This is a genomic window from Candidatus Thiodiazotropha endolucinida (assembly GCF_001715975.1).
Classification (GTDB): domain Bacteria; phylum Pseudomonadota; class Gammaproteobacteria; order Chromatiales; family Chromatiaceae; genus Thiodiazotropha; species Thiodiazotropha endolucinida.
In genome coordinates this window covers 77,266-93,006 of sequence record NZ_MARB01000012.1, presented here as the reverse complement: position 1 = coordinate 93,006, position 15,741 = coordinate 77,266, and the positions used below count along the sequence as shown (strand labels likewise).

General features: G+C 53.3%; 14 protein-coding genes. 9 read left to right on the top strand and 5 right to left on the bottom strand.

The window, feature by feature from the left end:
- Nucleotides 1-30 precede the first annotated feature (30 nt).
- The 3 genes from CODIS_RS11520 to CODIS_RS11510 are packed head-to-tail and all read left to right on the top strand — an operon-like array spanning nt 31 to nt 2,614.
- A complete protein-coding gene (locus tag CODIS_RS11520; RefSeq protein WP_069124958.1) occupies nt 31-516 on the top strand; it encodes a universal stress protein in 486 nt (161 codons plus the stop codon).
- A gap of 1 nt (nt 517) precedes the next feature.
- The gene (locus CODIS_RS11515) at nt 518-2,317 is read left to right on the top strand and encodes a Na/Pi cotransporter family protein (protein ID WP_083220712.1); all 1,800 of its coding nucleotides are present in this window, start codon (nt 518-520) and stop codon (nt 2,315-2,317) included.
- Nucleotides 2,318-2,365: 48 nt separating this feature from the next.
- Nucleotides 2,366-2,614 carry a hypothetical protein gene (locus CODIS_RS11510; RefSeq protein ID WP_154723099.1) on the top strand — a complete coding sequence of 83 codons (249 nt, stop codon included), beginning with the start codon at nt 2,366-2,368 and terminating at the stop codon, nt 2,612-2,614.
- Between the two features lie 94 nt (nt 2,615-2,708).
- On the opposite strand, the gene CODIS_RS11505 is transcribed toward CODIS_RS11510, so the two are convergent.
- The 4 genes from CODIS_RS11505 to CODIS_RS11490 form a co-directional block, all read right to left on the bottom strand.
- Entirely contained in the window at nt 2,709-4,166 is a 1,458-nt protein-coding gene (locus tag CODIS_RS11505; protein WP_069124956.1) for a metallophosphoesterase, read from the bottom strand.
- 12 nt (nt 4,167-4,178) lie between these two features.
- A complete protein-coding gene (locus CODIS_RS11500) occupies nt 4,179-4,778 on the bottom strand; it encodes an ATP-binding cassette domain-containing protein (RefSeq protein ID WP_069124955.1) in 600 nt (199 codons plus the stop codon).
- 126 nt (nt 4,779-4,904) lie between these two features.
- On the bottom strand, nt 4,905-6,170 hold the full coding sequence (locus tag CODIS_RS11495; protein WP_069124954.1) for an inorganic phosphate transporter: 1,266 nt from the start codon (nt 6,168-6,170) through the stop codon (nt 4,905-4,907).
- Nucleotides 6,171-6,290: 120 nt separating this feature from the next.
- Nucleotides 6,291-6,971, bottom strand: coding sequence for a TIGR00153 family protein (locus CODIS_RS11490; RefSeq protein WP_069124953.1), 681 nt, complete (start codon nt 6,969-6,971; stop codon nt 6,291-6,293).
- 435 nt (nt 6,972-7,406) lie between these two features.
- Here CODIS_RS11490 and CODIS_RS11485 point away from each other — a divergent pair, with 435 nt between their 5' ends.
- The 5 genes from CODIS_RS11485 (at nt 7,407) to CODIS_RS11465 (ending at nt 10,293) form a co-directional block, all read left to right on the top strand.
- The gene (locus tag CODIS_RS11485) at nt 7,407-7,712 is read left to right on the top strand and encodes a hypothetical protein (RefSeq protein WP_069125110.1); all 306 of its coding nucleotides are present in this window, start codon (nt 7,407-7,409) and stop codon (nt 7,710-7,712) included.
- A gap of 255 nt (nt 7,713-7,967) precedes the next feature.
- Nucleotides 7,968-8,195, top strand: a complete 228-nt coding sequence (locus CODIS_RS11480) for a hypothetical protein (protein WP_069124952.1) — start codon at nt 7,968-7,970, stop codon at nt 8,193-8,195.
- Complete coding sequence (locus tag CODIS_RS11475; protein WP_069124951.1) at nt 8,182-8,928, top strand: choice-of-anchor H family protein; 747 nt, start codon at nt 8,182-8,184, stop codon at nt 8,926-8,928. Before CODIS_RS11480 ends, CODIS_RS11475 begins: the two co-directional genes overlap by 14 nt.
- Before the next feature lie 46 nt (nt 8,929-8,974).
- Nucleotides 8,975-9,832 (top strand): LEA/WHy family protein, encoded by an 858-nt coding sequence (locus CODIS_RS11470; protein ID WP_162420199.1) that lies wholly within the window; start codon nt 8,975-8,977, stop codon nt 9,830-9,832.
- Nucleotides 9,833-9,972: 140 nt separating this feature from the next.
- Nucleotides 9,973-10,293, top strand: coding sequence for a hypothetical protein (locus tag CODIS_RS11465; RefSeq protein ID WP_069124949.1), 321 nt, complete (start codon nt 9,973-9,975; stop codon nt 10,291-10,293).
- A gap of 109 nt (nt 10,294-10,402) precedes the next feature.
- Here CODIS_RS11465 and metH read toward each other — a convergent pair whose 3' ends face one another.
- Complete coding sequence (metH, locus tag CODIS_RS11460) at nt 10,403-14,200, bottom strand: methionine synthase (protein WP_069124948.1); 3,798 nt, start codon at nt 14,198-14,200, stop codon at nt 10,403-10,405.
- 279 nt (nt 14,201-14,479) lie between these two features.
- Here metH and CODIS_RS11455 point away from each other — a divergent pair, with 279 nt between their 5' ends.
- Complete coding sequence (locus CODIS_RS11455; protein ID WP_069124947.1) at nt 14,480-15,619, top strand: response regulator; 1,140 nt, start codon at nt 14,480-14,482, stop codon at nt 15,617-15,619.
- Nucleotides 15,620-15,741: the final 122 nt, after the last annotated feature.

Sequence of the window (15,741 nt, the reverse complement as noted above, 5' to 3'; positions counted from 1 at the left end):
TACAACGACTGAATGGGGAGGAATGTGGTCATGGCCGTTAAAACAGCCAAACAACCTATCCTGGTACCTGTCGACTTTTCAGTAGCATCGGAGGCGGCACTACTTAAGGCATTTGAGTTGGCGGAGTGTCTCAAGGTAAGGGTAGTCGTGTTACATGTCGTACACGATCCTGGTGATATGCCGGGTTACTATACGACTATGCTAAAAAAGAAGAAACTCGCCAGAATGCAAGATGCCGCGCGCGCCATGCTGGAGGAATTCATCCAGGAGTTTCGCAAAAAATACAATACCAAACAACGCCTCAAAAGGACTGAGCGGATGCTGGTTATTGGTTTGCCCGTTACACGGATTATGCAGGTCGCAGAAAAAATCGATGCATCAATTGTGGTGATGGGCAGTAAAGGCGAGAGGGGGCTCAAGCATTTAATGTTGGGATCAGTGGCTGAACGCGTGGTCCAGCTTTGCCCGTTGCCGGTATTGGTGGTAAAGGCTGAACTACAAGAAGAGACATCCTGACATGATTATCGATAAACTTATCCAGAATACTGAATTCAATCTTAAACAATCAGTCATCATGCTAGCCGGTGTGCTGGGTATGCTGCTGGCGCTGCCCGTGCTTGCGAATGGCGGTGCAGATGCTGGCATCGAATGGGGTGTGATGGGGATGAAGCTGTTTGGCGGCCTTGCCCTGTTTCTGTTCGGTATGGAACAGATGGCGGATGCATTGAAGGCCGTGGCGGGCGCCCGCATGAAGGGTATTCTCGCCAAACTGACGACAAATCGCTTCATGGGAGCGGTCACCGGTGCCTTCGTAACGGCCGTTATTCAATCCTCATCGGTAACGACGGTTTTGGTGGTCGGGTTTATCACCGCCGGCTTGATGTCGTTATCTCAATCGATCGGCGTCATCATGGGCGCCAATGTCGGTACGACAATCACCGCCCAGATCGTTGCATTCAAAGTCACCAAAGCCGCTCTGTTGATGATCGGTGTCGGCTTTACCATGCTATTTGCGTCGAAGCAGGAGAAGATCAAGCACTACGGCGCCATGTTGATGGGGTTGGGCCTGGTCTTCTTCGGAATGAGTATCATGAGTGACGGCATGAAGCCGCTACGCACCTATCAGCCGTTTTTGGACCTGATGATCAGTATGGAAAATCCATTGGTCGGCATTCTGGTGGCCGCGGGTTTCACGGGTCTGATCCAATCTTCATCGGCGACCACCGGTATCGTGATTGTGATGGCCAGCCAGGGTTTCATAACACTTCCCGCAGGGATTGCGTTGGCATTCGGCGCCAATATCGGTACTTGCGTAACGGCCATGCTGGCATCGATCGGCAAGCCGAGGGAGGCCGTGCGTGCGGCGATTGTGCATGTCATATTCAATGTGGCGGGGGTGGTGCTGTGGATCATGTTCATTCCCCAGTTGGCCGAAGTCGTGACGCTGATCTCCCCGAGTCATCCGGAACTCTCGGGAATAGAGCGATTGGGTGCTGAAACACCGCGCCAGATCGCCAATGCCCATACCATTTTCAACATCGCGAACACGCTGATCTTCATTTGGTTCACCGCCCAGTTGGCCCGGTTGGTTGAGCGATTGGTTCCCGACCGGCTGTTGGAGGAAGAGGGATTGGCCGTCAGCGCAAAATATCTGGACGATGAACTGCTCTCCACCCCATCCCTGGCATTGGATCGTGTGCGGCTGGAGGTGCTGCACATGGGTGAACGGGTAATGGAGATGCTGGACAGGATCATGCCCGCCATTCTCAATGGCGATCACAAGTCCCTGGATGATGTGGCGATGCTTGACGATGAGGTGGATATTCTCTATGAACAGATCATCGATTATCTCGGCAAGATCAGTAAGCAATCGATGACGGACCAACAGACCGAGGAATTCCTTTCGCTGATGGAGGCGGTCGGCGATCTGGAAAATATCGGTGATACCATAGAGACCAATATGGTTGCTTTGGGCCACGAACGCATCGATCACGGTTTCTCCATCAGTGAGCCTACCAAAGAAGTGCTTTCAGGATTTCACAAGGTTGTGAAGAAAGCGGTCGATGGCGCTGTTCAGTCTGTTTCTCAGCTCAACACCGGGGTGGCGCAAAGTGTGATCGCCATGAAACATGAGATCAACAAGATGGCGGAGTCTGCCGCTGTACACCAGGCCTCAAGACTGGTTGCGGAAGAACCCAATCGAATCGCCGCCTACACTACCGAGGTGGATATTATCGAAAAGCAAAAACGAATCTACTACTTTGCCAAGCGTATGGCGAAATCCGTGATTCCGCCTGAAGAGATCAAGGAGGATTAAGCTGTTTCTTGAAGTGTTTGCCGCCATTCCCTGTGTCGAATGACGAATATGAAGTTGGACAAACTCTTTCGGCGTCTATTCAAGTCTCTGGATAAGGGGAAGAAGGGCAGTGAGGATGACCTGGACAAGATTGACCAGCTTCTGAAACGTCTCAGGGACAGGAGAGATCATTTACGACATCGCTTGAAAAAGGAGAAACGTGTCTGCAAACAAAAGCGCCTGAAAGCGGAACTGAAGATTGTCGAGATCAAACTGAAAAAGGGAAAAAAGCGACGAAAGCAACTTGGCCCGACTTAGGATCTGTCAACACTAATCCAATTGGTCGTGCCGAGACTGTTTGCCGCCCAGCAAGGCAGAATGAGTGATTGTAGTGTGGTATCGCGGGGTACGCTCACTCTGCGAGTGAATTAATATAGTCGAGTAGCGGTTCCACCGGATAGGTGAGCGGAAACATTTTATCGCCCAGGCGGACCATGACGCCTATCCACTGATCATAGCCGCCGTATACGACATAGTGATTTTCGATATCGCCCACATTGCTCCATAGCGTGTTGTCCAGGGTGATAGGGGTATGTCCGACGATAACCGGCACATCGGCAGAAAGGTTGAATAGTTTGCGGAAACGCTTAATGTCACCCTTCGTATAACCGCCGGGACGGTTGGGTTTTTGCAGTCTATTTTGGCATAGCTCCTTGATCAGACCCGGATTGTTTTTGATATTGACCAACAATTCCGGTTTTGTCTTCGAGGTGGGGGGGGCGGCATGACAGCAGACCATTTGGCCGGAATAGGCGACATATGGAAGCAAGTCGTAGAAGCGTTCCATCTCTTTGCGGTACTCTTTACCCCGGATTTTGTTTAATGCCTTTTTCCACAGCAGGCCTTGCGCCACGCCGCCTTTTGCAATCTCATCGGAAAAACCGTCATGGTTGCCGCGCAGATAGAAAACCTGCTGGGGAAATTGCTGTTTAAGTCTAAAGATAATATCCATGATCAGTATAGAGCTGTCCATCTCATGGAAGCGGCCTTCCTCTTCACTGTGTACCGCATCACCCAGGATTACCAGGCAGGCCTTGCCCAGCTCCATGGCTTCCAGAAATCCATTCTGACTCAGAATGACCAACAGGTTGTCGACCTTTCCGTGCAGGTCTCCAATGATGAACGGCGCCATATCATCGGGCAGCCGGACGACCCCCCCGGGGTTGCCGGCCATGTCCTTTTCGCGGAATGCCTCATTCTCCATGATCCGGTTGACGTCCTGGATGAGATTTAGCGCCCTATCCTTCTGTAATGCAGCAATCTCGCCATTAAACAATTTAGCTATACGCTTAAGCTTTTTACGCCGCCAAGTGGCAACCCGCATCATCTTTTTGTCTTTTAGCAATGGCGACATGCAACTGCCCGCTTTTGGGGAGTAGTCGCGGAATATCAGGTTGCCATCCTCGTTAGTGATGGAAAAGACATAATCCGAGAATTTGGGTTGCATGTTGAGAAAGGTCCGTTGACGCTCTTTATCCTGGCTGCCGATAACCAGTTTCTCTCCGTCTCCCACGCGGAAAAAACCACTGATCTGCTTGTAGTAGGTCTCTGGATCGAAAACAATAAAGCTGTTTGAATTACAGCTGTTATCTATGGCATTGGTCAGGCTTTCCGGATAGAGGTGGAGCGCCTTGCCATCGGGGGGGAGATTGATCTGCAGCGGATAACAGTGAATCGGCACCTTCACTTTCGTGCCATGCAGATGGTACGATTCCTTGAGGTCGATCTCCTCGCACTGTGACAGACCGGCAAAGGCATTCTTAATCAGCTGAAGAAGACCTTTTTTACTTTTCGTTCCGGTTTGGTTCATGATCGTGTTGCTCTAATCGATAATCTGCAGTGGACCGCCTTCGGTCCCTTCCCGAATATAGATAGAGATGCCTTGTTGGTGAAGATATTTCGCTACCTGGCGAAAGACCGACAACTGCCTTTTGATCCTTTCCAGGTTGACAGCCTCATCCACGTGATGGGTGCCAAGCTTGGCCCGCTTTATTCGTTGCCTGAGCAGTGCGTCCGGTTCGGGCAGTATGAACTCAAAAACGTAGCGTTCTTTCCAATTGACCGAAAAGAAAAATCGCTTGGGAGGTGGTAGCACAATCCGCTCAAAATCGATTTCCAGTGGTGGGGAGGCATCGATCCATGCCTTATCGAACACCGTCAAGGCCTCTTTAGCACCTTTGAAAGGGAATCCGAGATGGATCTCCCGAGGGCGTAGAGAGAGGCTCTGCGCAGTCCACCAATTCTTCAGAGAGAGGTCGATATAGCCCTCTTCAGACCAGCCGCCCAGCTGTCGGATGATGGTGCTCTTACCGGCTCCGGGAGGGCCGGTGATCAGCAGTTGCCGGAAAGAGACAAATCCCGGAAAAGTGATCCCCTTGATGTTTTTTGTGCTTTCGAAAGGTCGGGTATGTAATGAGTCCATACAGCCTGTAGTGAATCGTTGGGTGTCTTTTGGTCTGTTTGGTCTGTCAGGTGAGGACAACAAGCCATGGGAGAAAAGGAAAAAGCCCCTGTGGCAGGGGCTTTTCCTCCCGTTTACTATCGCCTGTCAGCTGAATATACCCTTCAGCATGAAGAAGAATACTGCGGCCAGTATACCACCCGCCGGCAGTGTTATGGCCCATGAGACGACGATATTACCCACAACGCGCAGGTCGATGGCGCCAACACCGCGGGCCAGGCCGACACCCATCACACAGCCGACCGCGATTTGAGTGGTCGAGACCGGCAGGCCGGTCTTGGAAGCGATGACCACCGTGGTGGCTGCCGCCAGGGTTGCGCAGTAACCACGGGTTGGTGTCAGCTCTGTGATCTTGGTGCCGATTGTCTGCATCACCTTGTAGCCCATGGTGGCGAGACCGATTACGATACCGGCACCACCCACAAAGAGTACCCAGATCGGCAATTCTGACTTTTGCGCGATATCACCGCCGTTTTCGACCAGTGAGAGTACCGCTGCCATGGGACCGATGCCGTTGGCAACGTCGTTTGATCCATGGGCGAACGCCATGGCGCAGGCGGTGAAGATCATCAATGGTGTGAAAACCTTCTCCACGCTGGCGAAATGGAAATCCCGGTCAGCCTCGTCATCGACCTTGACCTTGTTGATCATCGCCTTACCGATAAAGGCAACAATGATGCCGATTATGGTTGCAACCACCAGGCTCTCGAACATATTGAGTTCCAGTTTCAGGTGTTTCAGGCCCTTGAAAAGAGTGACAAGAGAGACGATCCAACCGACCAGGAAGACGTATACCGGCGCCCAGGTTTTGGCGCGCGCAAAGGGATTGTCTGTGTTCAGGATCAATTTTCGTATGCTGATCATCAAGATCAGGGCGATGAAGCCGCCCACCACGGGTGAGACGATCCAGCTGGCGACGATGCTGCCGATCTTGCCCCAGTTTACCGCGTCCACACCGATGCCCACCATGGCAAAGCCGACAATGGCGCCGACGATGGAGTGTGTGGTGGAGACCGGCCAGCCACGGGTTGAGGCGATCATCAGCCAGATGGCGGATGCCAGTAGTGCGGCCAGCATGCCGTAGATCAGCAGTTCCGGACTGCCGACAATACTGGTGGGATCGATGATCCCCTTACGGATGGTCTTGGTGACGGAGCCGCCGGCTATGAAGGCGCCGGCAAATTCGAAGATGGCGGCGATGATAATCGCCTGTTTTACGGTGATCGCACCTGAGCCTACCGATGTGCCCATGGCGTTGGCCACGTCATTGGCGCCGATGCCCCAGCTCATGTAAAGGCCGAAGATGACGGCCAACGCAATAAAGACTGTACCCCATTCGCTAATGATTTCCACTTTGAAATCCTCGATGTTCTTTTGTGCCCGTGATCACGCGGATTGTTTGGCGTGATACGGTCGGTTGATTCTTGAGACCCTTGTCAGAATCCCGGATTAATGCTTTTCCGGTCTTCTCTGTCAGCGTGCAATCAGTAATCGCATGCGGTCACCCACTTTCTCTGCATAGTCGGCCAAGTCGCCGATCCACTGGATCATCTGATACCAGAACATGACTGAGACCGGGTTCATGGACTCCTCCTGGGCGAACAGACTGCGCGCCAGCGCCATGCCCATCTCATCGGTTTCGTCCTCAACCTTGCCGAGTGCTTCCACCATCTCCTCGACCTTATTGGCCTGATTTCCCTTGAATCCCATCTCGATCAGTTCATCAAGTTCGTCGATGATGGTGGCCGCCTGGTTGCATGTGTCGACACACCGTTGCACGAAGTTGCGCAGCGGCTCACTCATATCGGCCGGTACGGACATGTCTCGTTCCATCAACAGGCCGGCGATATCCTGTGCGGTATCGGCGATGCTGTCCTGCATTTCCAACAGTTCGAGCAGGTCTCGTCGGTCTACCGGCATGAACAGGCTTTTTGGCAAACGAGCGCGAATGTCGTTTTCAATCTGGTCGGCTTCATGCTCGAGGGAGAAGATTTGCTCTTTAATAGCCTTCAGCTTTTCTTGGTCTTTATCGATGAGGGCATCGAACAGCCCAGGAACTTCTGAGATGCACTCTCTGACTTTACCCATATGCAACTGCATGGGTTTGAAAGGTGAGCTTCCCAGAAGGGAAGCAATGGGGTTGGTTGGTCGCATAAAGTTATCCTCATTTAGTGTGAGTTGGTATGAAAGTGCTGCCTTACGGCAGGTTTAGATAACTTGTGAACAATGTGTATCAGATTGAATTTGAAACATCGGAAACAGGGTCTCTAGTAGTAGGTATAACTACTATGTGCGGTTTTTGCGAGGTAAACGCATATCCTCCACGCAAGCCTGATCGAGCTCTTGCCTCGTTCTGTCGTGCCCCCTCCTCAAAGTCGATACACAATTTGTTCAATGCTTATTTTTTGATGGTTCGGATTTTATTACGGTGTGTTGTGGATTGCCTTGATCACTGTCATCTAAATGTCATATTACTGTAATATGTTTGATGTGGCGATCTCTGGCCTCAGTGTGGCTGGATCTTTCCGCAATTTTGGATGAGATAGAGGTCCATCCTTGAATGCCAACGTCTAGATGGTGTCGTTCGAGATGATTAGCGTGACGGACAGAAACCGTAAACCGAATACCCAGACCGCGATGCGCCAACTTATCGATCAGGTGCGGAACGAGATTCCCTTCGGTCTCCCCGATGAGGCGTTGTGTGGCGATTCCTGTAAAGGCTGCTCAAGCAAGCTGCTTATCTATCTGGAAACCGAACTGGATGGGTGGGAGGCCAAACTGGCCAATGGCGCCATACCCAGCTTTGGTGATCTCAGCCGTTTGGCGGCGAAGAGTAAAAAGATTGCCCAGGCGTTGTATCAGAACGATCTGCTGGAGAGGTCCCCCATTTCCTAAGTCTTTATTTTTCTGCCTGTATCCAAGCGGGTTCCACACCATTCAGCTTTCGTTCAGCCACAACTCCATATGCTTACTCATAAGCTCGTTCGATATGGAGAAACATGATGAAAGCCAAAGCACTGATCCTGGCAAGCGCACTCTCTGCCTCAGTGGTAACAGCAGCGCCGGCACAGGCCCACGATTACTATGACTACCCTTACGGTTTGCTGGGCGGGTTGTTCCTCGGTTTGAGTTGGAATCATTACCACGACCATGGTCACTCCCATCGCCATGGAGACCGCCACTATCGCCACAGAGAGTATCGGCGCAGTGAGAGTTACGGCCATCGTCACCGCGACAAACACAGACACCATCGTCACGGTGACAGACACAGAAACCATCGTCATGGCGACAGACACAGAAATCATCGTCATGGCGACAAACCTCGCCATCGTCGAGACCGTAGGGATTGAACGGGAGAGTCGTGATGCACAGGTATAGCAAGATCGGATGGCTGCGATTGAGCACACTACTGGTAGTGATGCTGGCGGCAGGGCAGCATGCTTTTGCGGTTGAGGGTGTTGCGAGGTTCTCGCAATCAGTGGAGGGAGCGGTCGCTGCAGGCGTCGAAAAAGACGAAATCCAGCTTGATCAGGCCGATGTGGACGAATATCAGGAATTGGTCGTCTCGGGAGGCCGTATTCGGGCAACGGCTCAGCGCACTTTCGCAGCACATGCTGTGGGGCGTGAATTGAGTATATTCGATGCATATACCGTGATCAGCAGGGATGACGACGACGATGGGTACTACCACCGCATTAAGGTGATTTTCGATGCGGACACATCGGGTGATGAGGTCTGGGTCTATGCCAGACTCTACCTCAGCCTGGAGGGGGGGCCATGGAACCACTACTACACAACCGACCTGTTTCCCATTGAGGGTGATGTCAGCGATGATGAGTATGAGGTGGTGACACGGCTACTGGATGGTTACCCGAGCGGTTACTATGATGTCCTGATCGAGCTGTATGATGGCGATAATGATCTGCTGGCAGTGAATTATGGGCCATATGAGGATGGAGATCTGGCGGTATTGCCTTTGGAGGATAGCTATCGCGACGATTATGGCGGCGGTGGCACCACTGGTCTCTTGACTCTGCTGCTGGCTCTGGCGCTTGTAATACGTTTTTTCAACCCAAGGCGGTGGGGTGGAATACGCTGTTTCAAAGAGTAAGATGGGCATCTCAACCCGACAAGGCGCTGGACGCCGGGAGCTTCCGATGATGCCCAGGTATATATCGTTTCTGATCTGCTGTCTATTGATAGGGCTTGTACAGGGGTGTTCTTCCCTGCAGCAGGTCGGTCAGGTGATGGAAGGTCGGAAACCTACGGCTCAGGTTGAGGGGATCAGGCTGACCGGTCTCGATTTTGATGGTGTGGATCTGGTGTTCGATGTGGATGTTCACAACCCGAATCTCTTCGCCATTGATTTGGCTGAATTCGATTACGATCTGCAGCTCTTTGAACAATCATTTCTCAAGGGCAGACAATCTGCGGGCGTGAATCTGGCGGCTCAAACCAAAAGCCGCATAGAGGTGCCTCTGCGGCTCGGTTTCCAGCAACTGCTGAAGAGCTACCATCAATTGAGAAATGCCGATCAGGCCAGCTATCAACTGGATATGGGATTGGGTTTCATAATGCCGGTGATCGGAAACCTGCGCTTACCTGTCAGTTTTGCAGGTGATTTTCCAGTACCGAAAATACCCGATTTCAGTATCAGGTCTTTGTCGGTCAAGCGGCTTACCCTGAATGAAGCCGAAGTGTTGCTGCAGCTCGGGGTGGAGAATCCGAACAGCTTCTCCCTGGTGCTGCAGCAGCTGGATTACAATCTGAAGCTGAATGGTGCGGCGATCGGCAAGGGTCTGATCCGGCAACCTGTGGATATCGCGCAGGGCGGCAACAGTGTGTTGAGCATCCCCCTCACCATCGATTTGGCCGAAGCCGGCAAGGGGCTCTATTCGGCACTGCTGGGCCTCTCCGGTATCCGCTATGAATTGAATGGTTCAATTCTGGCATCCGGTCCCCGGGAATTATTGGAGAGCTTCAAGATCCCCCTGGAAAAACAGGGCCATATCTAGTTGAAGTAGCGCATAGGACCACTGTCTGCTCGGCAGTGAGTTAATCGCAATGATTAACCTGGATATTGTGGAGTGAGCTAAAATTAATGCAGGTAAAGACGAAAACCTTCAATCCTTAATCCTGCGGGAGGGAGGTAGTCATGAAGACCTTTATGTTAATGACCGGGAGCGGTCCATTGATGATTCTCACATCCCACACCTCCATAGAAGATCCTCTGATATTGGAAAAACTGGTGAGTAAGGGCATCGAGAAGTTTCTCGCCTATGAGGTTCCCTATGATCTGGCCAAACAGCGCTACGGCGGCCACTTTAATGTGGTAGCCAACGATCTGCATGAAAGTGACGATCTGCGGGTACTCGACTACAACGGCGAGCGTGCCTTCAAGCTCTTCTCATTCGCCGAACTGGGGTCCCCGGTTGTGCATGAAGCCAGTGGATCGTCGGTAGCCGATGTTGCCTGATCATAGGCGGCAGACAAGGCAAAGCATTCCAGACTGTGCCAGGAGCGTGTATTGATAAGTCTCAATGTTCCGGCATGGAATGGAATGTGGGATTTGCTGTGAAGTCTATTTACTCTCCGGGTTCATAGGCGAGATTGGGCCCAAGCCAACGTTCCATTTCAGCCACTGAACGACCCTTGCGGCGAGCATAATCACTCACCTGATCCCGATTCAGCTTGCCCACTGCGAAGTAGCGAGCATCGGGGTGGCTGAAGTAGAGGCCGCTGACCGACGCCGTGGGTACCATCGCCTTACTCTCCGTGAGCCAGATGCCGGTAAGCCCTTCAACGGAGAGGAGCTCCCACAACACATCTTTCTCCGTATGGTCCGGGCTGGCCGGATAACCCATTGCCGGGCGGATGCCTCGATACTCTTCTGCGATCAGCTGTTGATTGCTCAGGGACTCCTCTTTGGCATAGCCCCAATACTCTTTTCGCACACGCTCGTGCAACCACTCCGCCAGGGCCTCGGCCAAGCGATCGGCAAGGGCCTTCAGCATGATGGCATGGTAGTCGTCGTGATCCGCTTCAAACTCGCTGATTTTCTGCTCGATGCCGATACCTGCGGTGCAGGCGAAAGCGCCCACATAGTCGGCCTTACCGTACCTCTCCGGTGCGATGTAATCAGCCAGCGATTCGTTGTACTGTCCATTTTTACCTGGAGCGCCAGGTTGCCGTCCCTGTTTACGCAGGTTGTGCAGGGTTGCGAGGGTTTGGGTTCGTGTCTCATCCCGGTACACAAGGATATCGTCGCCCTGACTATTCGCGGGAAAGAGGCCGACAACGGCCGCTGCCCGCAACCATCCCTCGTCAATTACCCGTTCAAGCATGGACAGGGCATCGGTATAGAGTTTTTTCGCCTCTTCGCCTTTCGTCTGATCATCCAGTATCTGTGGGTAGCGCCCCTTGAGTTGCCAGGCATGGAAGAAGAAGGTCCAGTCGATATAGCCTGTCAGCTCTGTAAGGGGGATCTGCTTCATCACCAGCAAAGTTGCGCATGGTTTACCGGCAGACCTGTCCTTGTCCAGACGCACGATTTGTGCAAATTCAGGGGCCTCGAAGTCTGGATTGCAGAGATTGGGGCGGGCCGGTGTGTATTGGGACCAATCGATAGGGGTCGGGTTGGCCCTTGCATCTTCGATGGAGACCAGGTTGCGCGACTGGTTGATACCGGCACGCCGTTGCCGCACCGCTTCGTACTCCTCGTGTAGCGAGGCGGCATAGCTATCGCGATGCTCGGTAGACAGCAGGTTGGAGGCTACCCCGACCGCACGGGATGCGTCGGCCACATAGATCACCGGGTTGTCATATTCCGGGTCGATCTTGACCGCCGTATGGGCAATGGAGGTTGTGGCGCCACCGATCAGTAGCGGTTGAGACATGCCGAGACGCTGCATCTCTTTGGCTACATGGACCATTTCGTCCAGCGACGGGGTGATCAGGCCGGAGAGTCCGATGATGTCGACCTGCGCATCCCTGGCTTTTTGCAGAATGGTATCCGCTGGGACCATGACGCCGATATCCACAACCTCGTAGTTGTTACACTGGAGCACGACGCCGACTATGTTCTTGCCGATATCGTGGACGTCGCCCTTGACGGTGGCCATCAATATCTTGCCCTGGCTCTGTACCCCGCACTCGGCCTTTTCCGCTTCCAGGTAGGGCTCCAGGTAGGCGACCGCTTTTTTCATCACACGGGCCGACTTGACCACCTGCGGAAGGAACATCTTGCCCGCGCCGAACAGATCGCCGACCACATTCATGCCATCCATAAGGGGTCCTTCGATCACCTCCAGGGTTTGCCTAGCCTGCTGCCGGGCCTCTTCGGTATCACTTTCGATGAATTCGGTAATGCCCTTGACCAGGGCATGCTCAAGGCGCTTGTTCACCGGCCAGTTACGCCACTCGGCATCCTCCTTGTTTTCTACCACCCTGCCGTCACCCTGGTATTTGGGCGCCAGCTCCACCAGGCGTTCACCCGCCTGCGGGTCGGTGTTGAGCACCACCGATTCCACCGTATCGCGAAGCTCGCCCGGCAGCTCGTCAAAGACCGCCAACTGACCTGCATTGACGATTCCCATATCCATGCCCGCCTTGATGGCGTGATAGAGAAACACGGCGTGGATCGCTTCACGCACCGGATTGTTGCCGCGAAACGAGAAAGAGACATTGGAGACGCCCCCTGATACCAGGGCATGGGGCAGCCGCTGTTTGATTTCGCGTATGGCCTCGATAAAGTCGACGCCATAGTTGTTATGCTCCTCGATACCGGTGGCGATGGCGAAGATATTCGGATCGAAGATAATATCCTCGGCCGGGAAACCGACTCCCTCAGTCAGCAGATGATAGGCCCGTGCGCATATCTCGATTTTACGCGCCTGGGTGTCTGCCTGGCCTGTTTCGTCGAAGGCCATGACAATCACTGCGGCGCCATAACGGCGGCATAAGTGGGCCTGACGCAGGAAGGCTTCCTCTCCTTCCTTCAGTGAGATGGAGTTGACGATGGGTTTCCCCTGTACGGACTGCAGGCCAATCTCGATAATTTCCCACTTGGATGAGTCGATCATGACCGGCACTTTGGCGATTTCGGGTTCGCCGGCACAGAGATTGAGAAAGCGGCGCATGGCGGCGACACCGTCCAGCATCGCCTCATCCATATTGATATCCACGATCTGCGCACCGTTCTCCACTTGCTCGCGACAGACGTCCAGCGCCTCATCGTAGGCCTCGCTCAGGATCAGCCGCTTGAATTTCGCGGAACCGGTGACATTGGCGCGTTCGCCGATATTCACAAACAGGGAGTCCGCACCAATGTTGAGGGGTTCAAGCCCCGATAGACGACACTGTTTTTCAATTTCCGGCAGCTGACGCGGCGTTCTGCCAGCCATCGTCTCTGCAATGGCCTGGATGTGCTGCGGTGTGGTACCACAGCATCCACCGACGATATTCAGAAAACCGGCATCCGCCCATTCGGCCAGATAACCCGCCATCTGCCGGGCATCCAGATCGTACTCGCCAAATTCGTTGGGCAGACCGGCATTGGGATGGGCGGAGACATGGGTGTCGGCGATACGCGACATCTCCTCCACATATTGACGCAGCAGGTCGGGACCCAGGGCACAGTTGAGGCCGATGGAGATGGGCTTAGCATGTCGCAGACTGTTGTAGAAGGCCTCCGTGGTTTGACCTGAAAGCGTGCGGCCGGATTGATCGGTGATGGTGCCGGAGATCATCACCGGTAGGCGGATGGCGTCCTCGTCGAATACCTGTTCACAGGCGAAGACCGCCGCTTTCGCGTTGAGGGTGTCGAATACCGTCTCGATCAGCAGCAGGTCGCAGCCACCCGCGATAAGACCCCGGGCGGCTTCTGTATAGGCCTCTACCAGGGCATCGAAGGTGATATTGCGCAGGCTGGCATCGTTGACATCGGGTGAGATGGAGGCGGTGCGATTGGTGGGGCCGAGTACGCCGGCGACGAAACGCGGTTTGTCGGGGCTTGTGTATTTGTCCGCGGCCTCCCTGGCCAGTCGGGCACTGGCTTCGCTCATCTCATAGGCCAGGGATTCCATTTGGTAGTCGGCCATAGAGATGCGATTGGCCCCGAAGCTGTTGGTTTCGAGAATATCCGCTCCGGCTGCCAGATAGGCCTCATGAATCGAGCCGATTATCGCCGGCTGGGAGAGCACCAACAGATCGTTATTACCTTTTAAATCACATGGCCAATCAGCAAAGCGTTCTCCGCGGTAACCCTGCTCATCGAGTTTACGACGCTGAATCATGGTACCCATGGCGCCGTCAAGGATGAGAATACGCTGCTTAAGCAGAGATTCGATAGGATGATTGGCTGTATTCGAGGTTGCGGATGACATCAAGCTACTCAGGTTTTAACTGTAACGGCCGCCAATTATAAGACGCCGCTGGTAGGCAGGCGAGTGATCTATTACAGGATGGGTCTAAACTTGTAATCGATCAGAATTAAACAGCGCCTTGACTATGGTGGCCTCGGGGGCTTAACTAGTATTACAATTTTCTTTGTTTTTCAAAGAGTTGATTTATGCGGTGCAATGACACAGTGATAGCTTCGCCTGCCGTATTCGGGAAGCGTGTAAAAACAGAATGCAAAACAGATCTGATGAAGGGTTTATAGCGTGTCAAAACAAGCATTTTTAGTCGATGATTCGAAATCCGCCCGTATTGTACTCAGTAGAATGCTGAAAAAAAGCGGTTTTGACGGCGTTGAGATGGCGGTGTCGGGTGAAGAGGCATTGGAGCGACTGAAAGAGTCGACGCCTGACGCTATTTTCGTCGACTTTTTGATGGATGGCATGGACGGTCTGGAGACGATTACCGAGATCAAAAAGGATCCCAGGTTCAGCCATACCCCGGTGGTTATGTGTACGGCCAATGAAGGGGATGAGTATGTCCAGGCCGCCGTCGAGCACGGTGCTCTTGGTATCCTGGCCAAGCCTCCGACCGATGAGAGTCTGGGCGTGATCATCGACCTTATCGAACAGCACCAGCAAGAGGTTGCTGCAACTTCAGAGACGGCGCCCGATCAAGCTGTCGAGGCCGAAGGCGCTGCCGGGGCGGTGGAGCCTGCAGCGGAGGTCGTAGTGATGCAAAGCGGTCTCTCGGATGAGGATGTTCGGCGTATCGCCAAAGAGGTTGCACTTCAAGCGGCGGAAAAAACCGCCCGTCAGGCGGCGGAAGAAACCATTGCGGAGACCCTTGCGGACCGTATCGAAAATACTGTACAGGCCTATCTTGACAGCAAACTCGAACCAATGATCGTCTCTGTGGTAGAGAGAGGTTTAAAAGAAGTAGAGCCGCAAAGTGTCGATACTGAAGCGCTTCGCGAATCGGTGGTGGAAAAGGTCAATCAGGACCTGGATGAGTTTGTCAGGCAGCTCAATCAGCGTACTGTCGGGGATCTGATCGAGGCCAGTATCTATAGCCAGATGAAAGAGTTGGACGATGATATCTCTCAACGCCTGCAGGAACAGGAGCAGCGGATTCTGAACCAGGTTCCGGAAAAGAATGACATGATCGAGCATATCCGTGTCATCACGGAAGGCTCCCTCGAGGCTCAGGTTCATGAGACCGCAACCCAGGTGGCGGGTGAAATTGCCAATTCCGTGGCCACCGAGACGGTGGAGAGTCTGCTCGACCAACATCTGGCTCATCAGGCAATGGAGAGTCAGCATCAGAAGTCAAAAATGCCTATAATGGTCGTTCTTGGTTTGGGACTGCTGGCGGTTGCGGGTGCAGCTGCATTCATGCTCCTGTAGCTGTTTGCCTGGTGTGGTGATCGAGACTTTCCTGCTCTTCTTCATGTAAATCTGCCTTGTGCTAAGCAAATCGGGTCGATAACCCAACTCCGGCTATTGATATAGAGTCACGGACTGTAGGG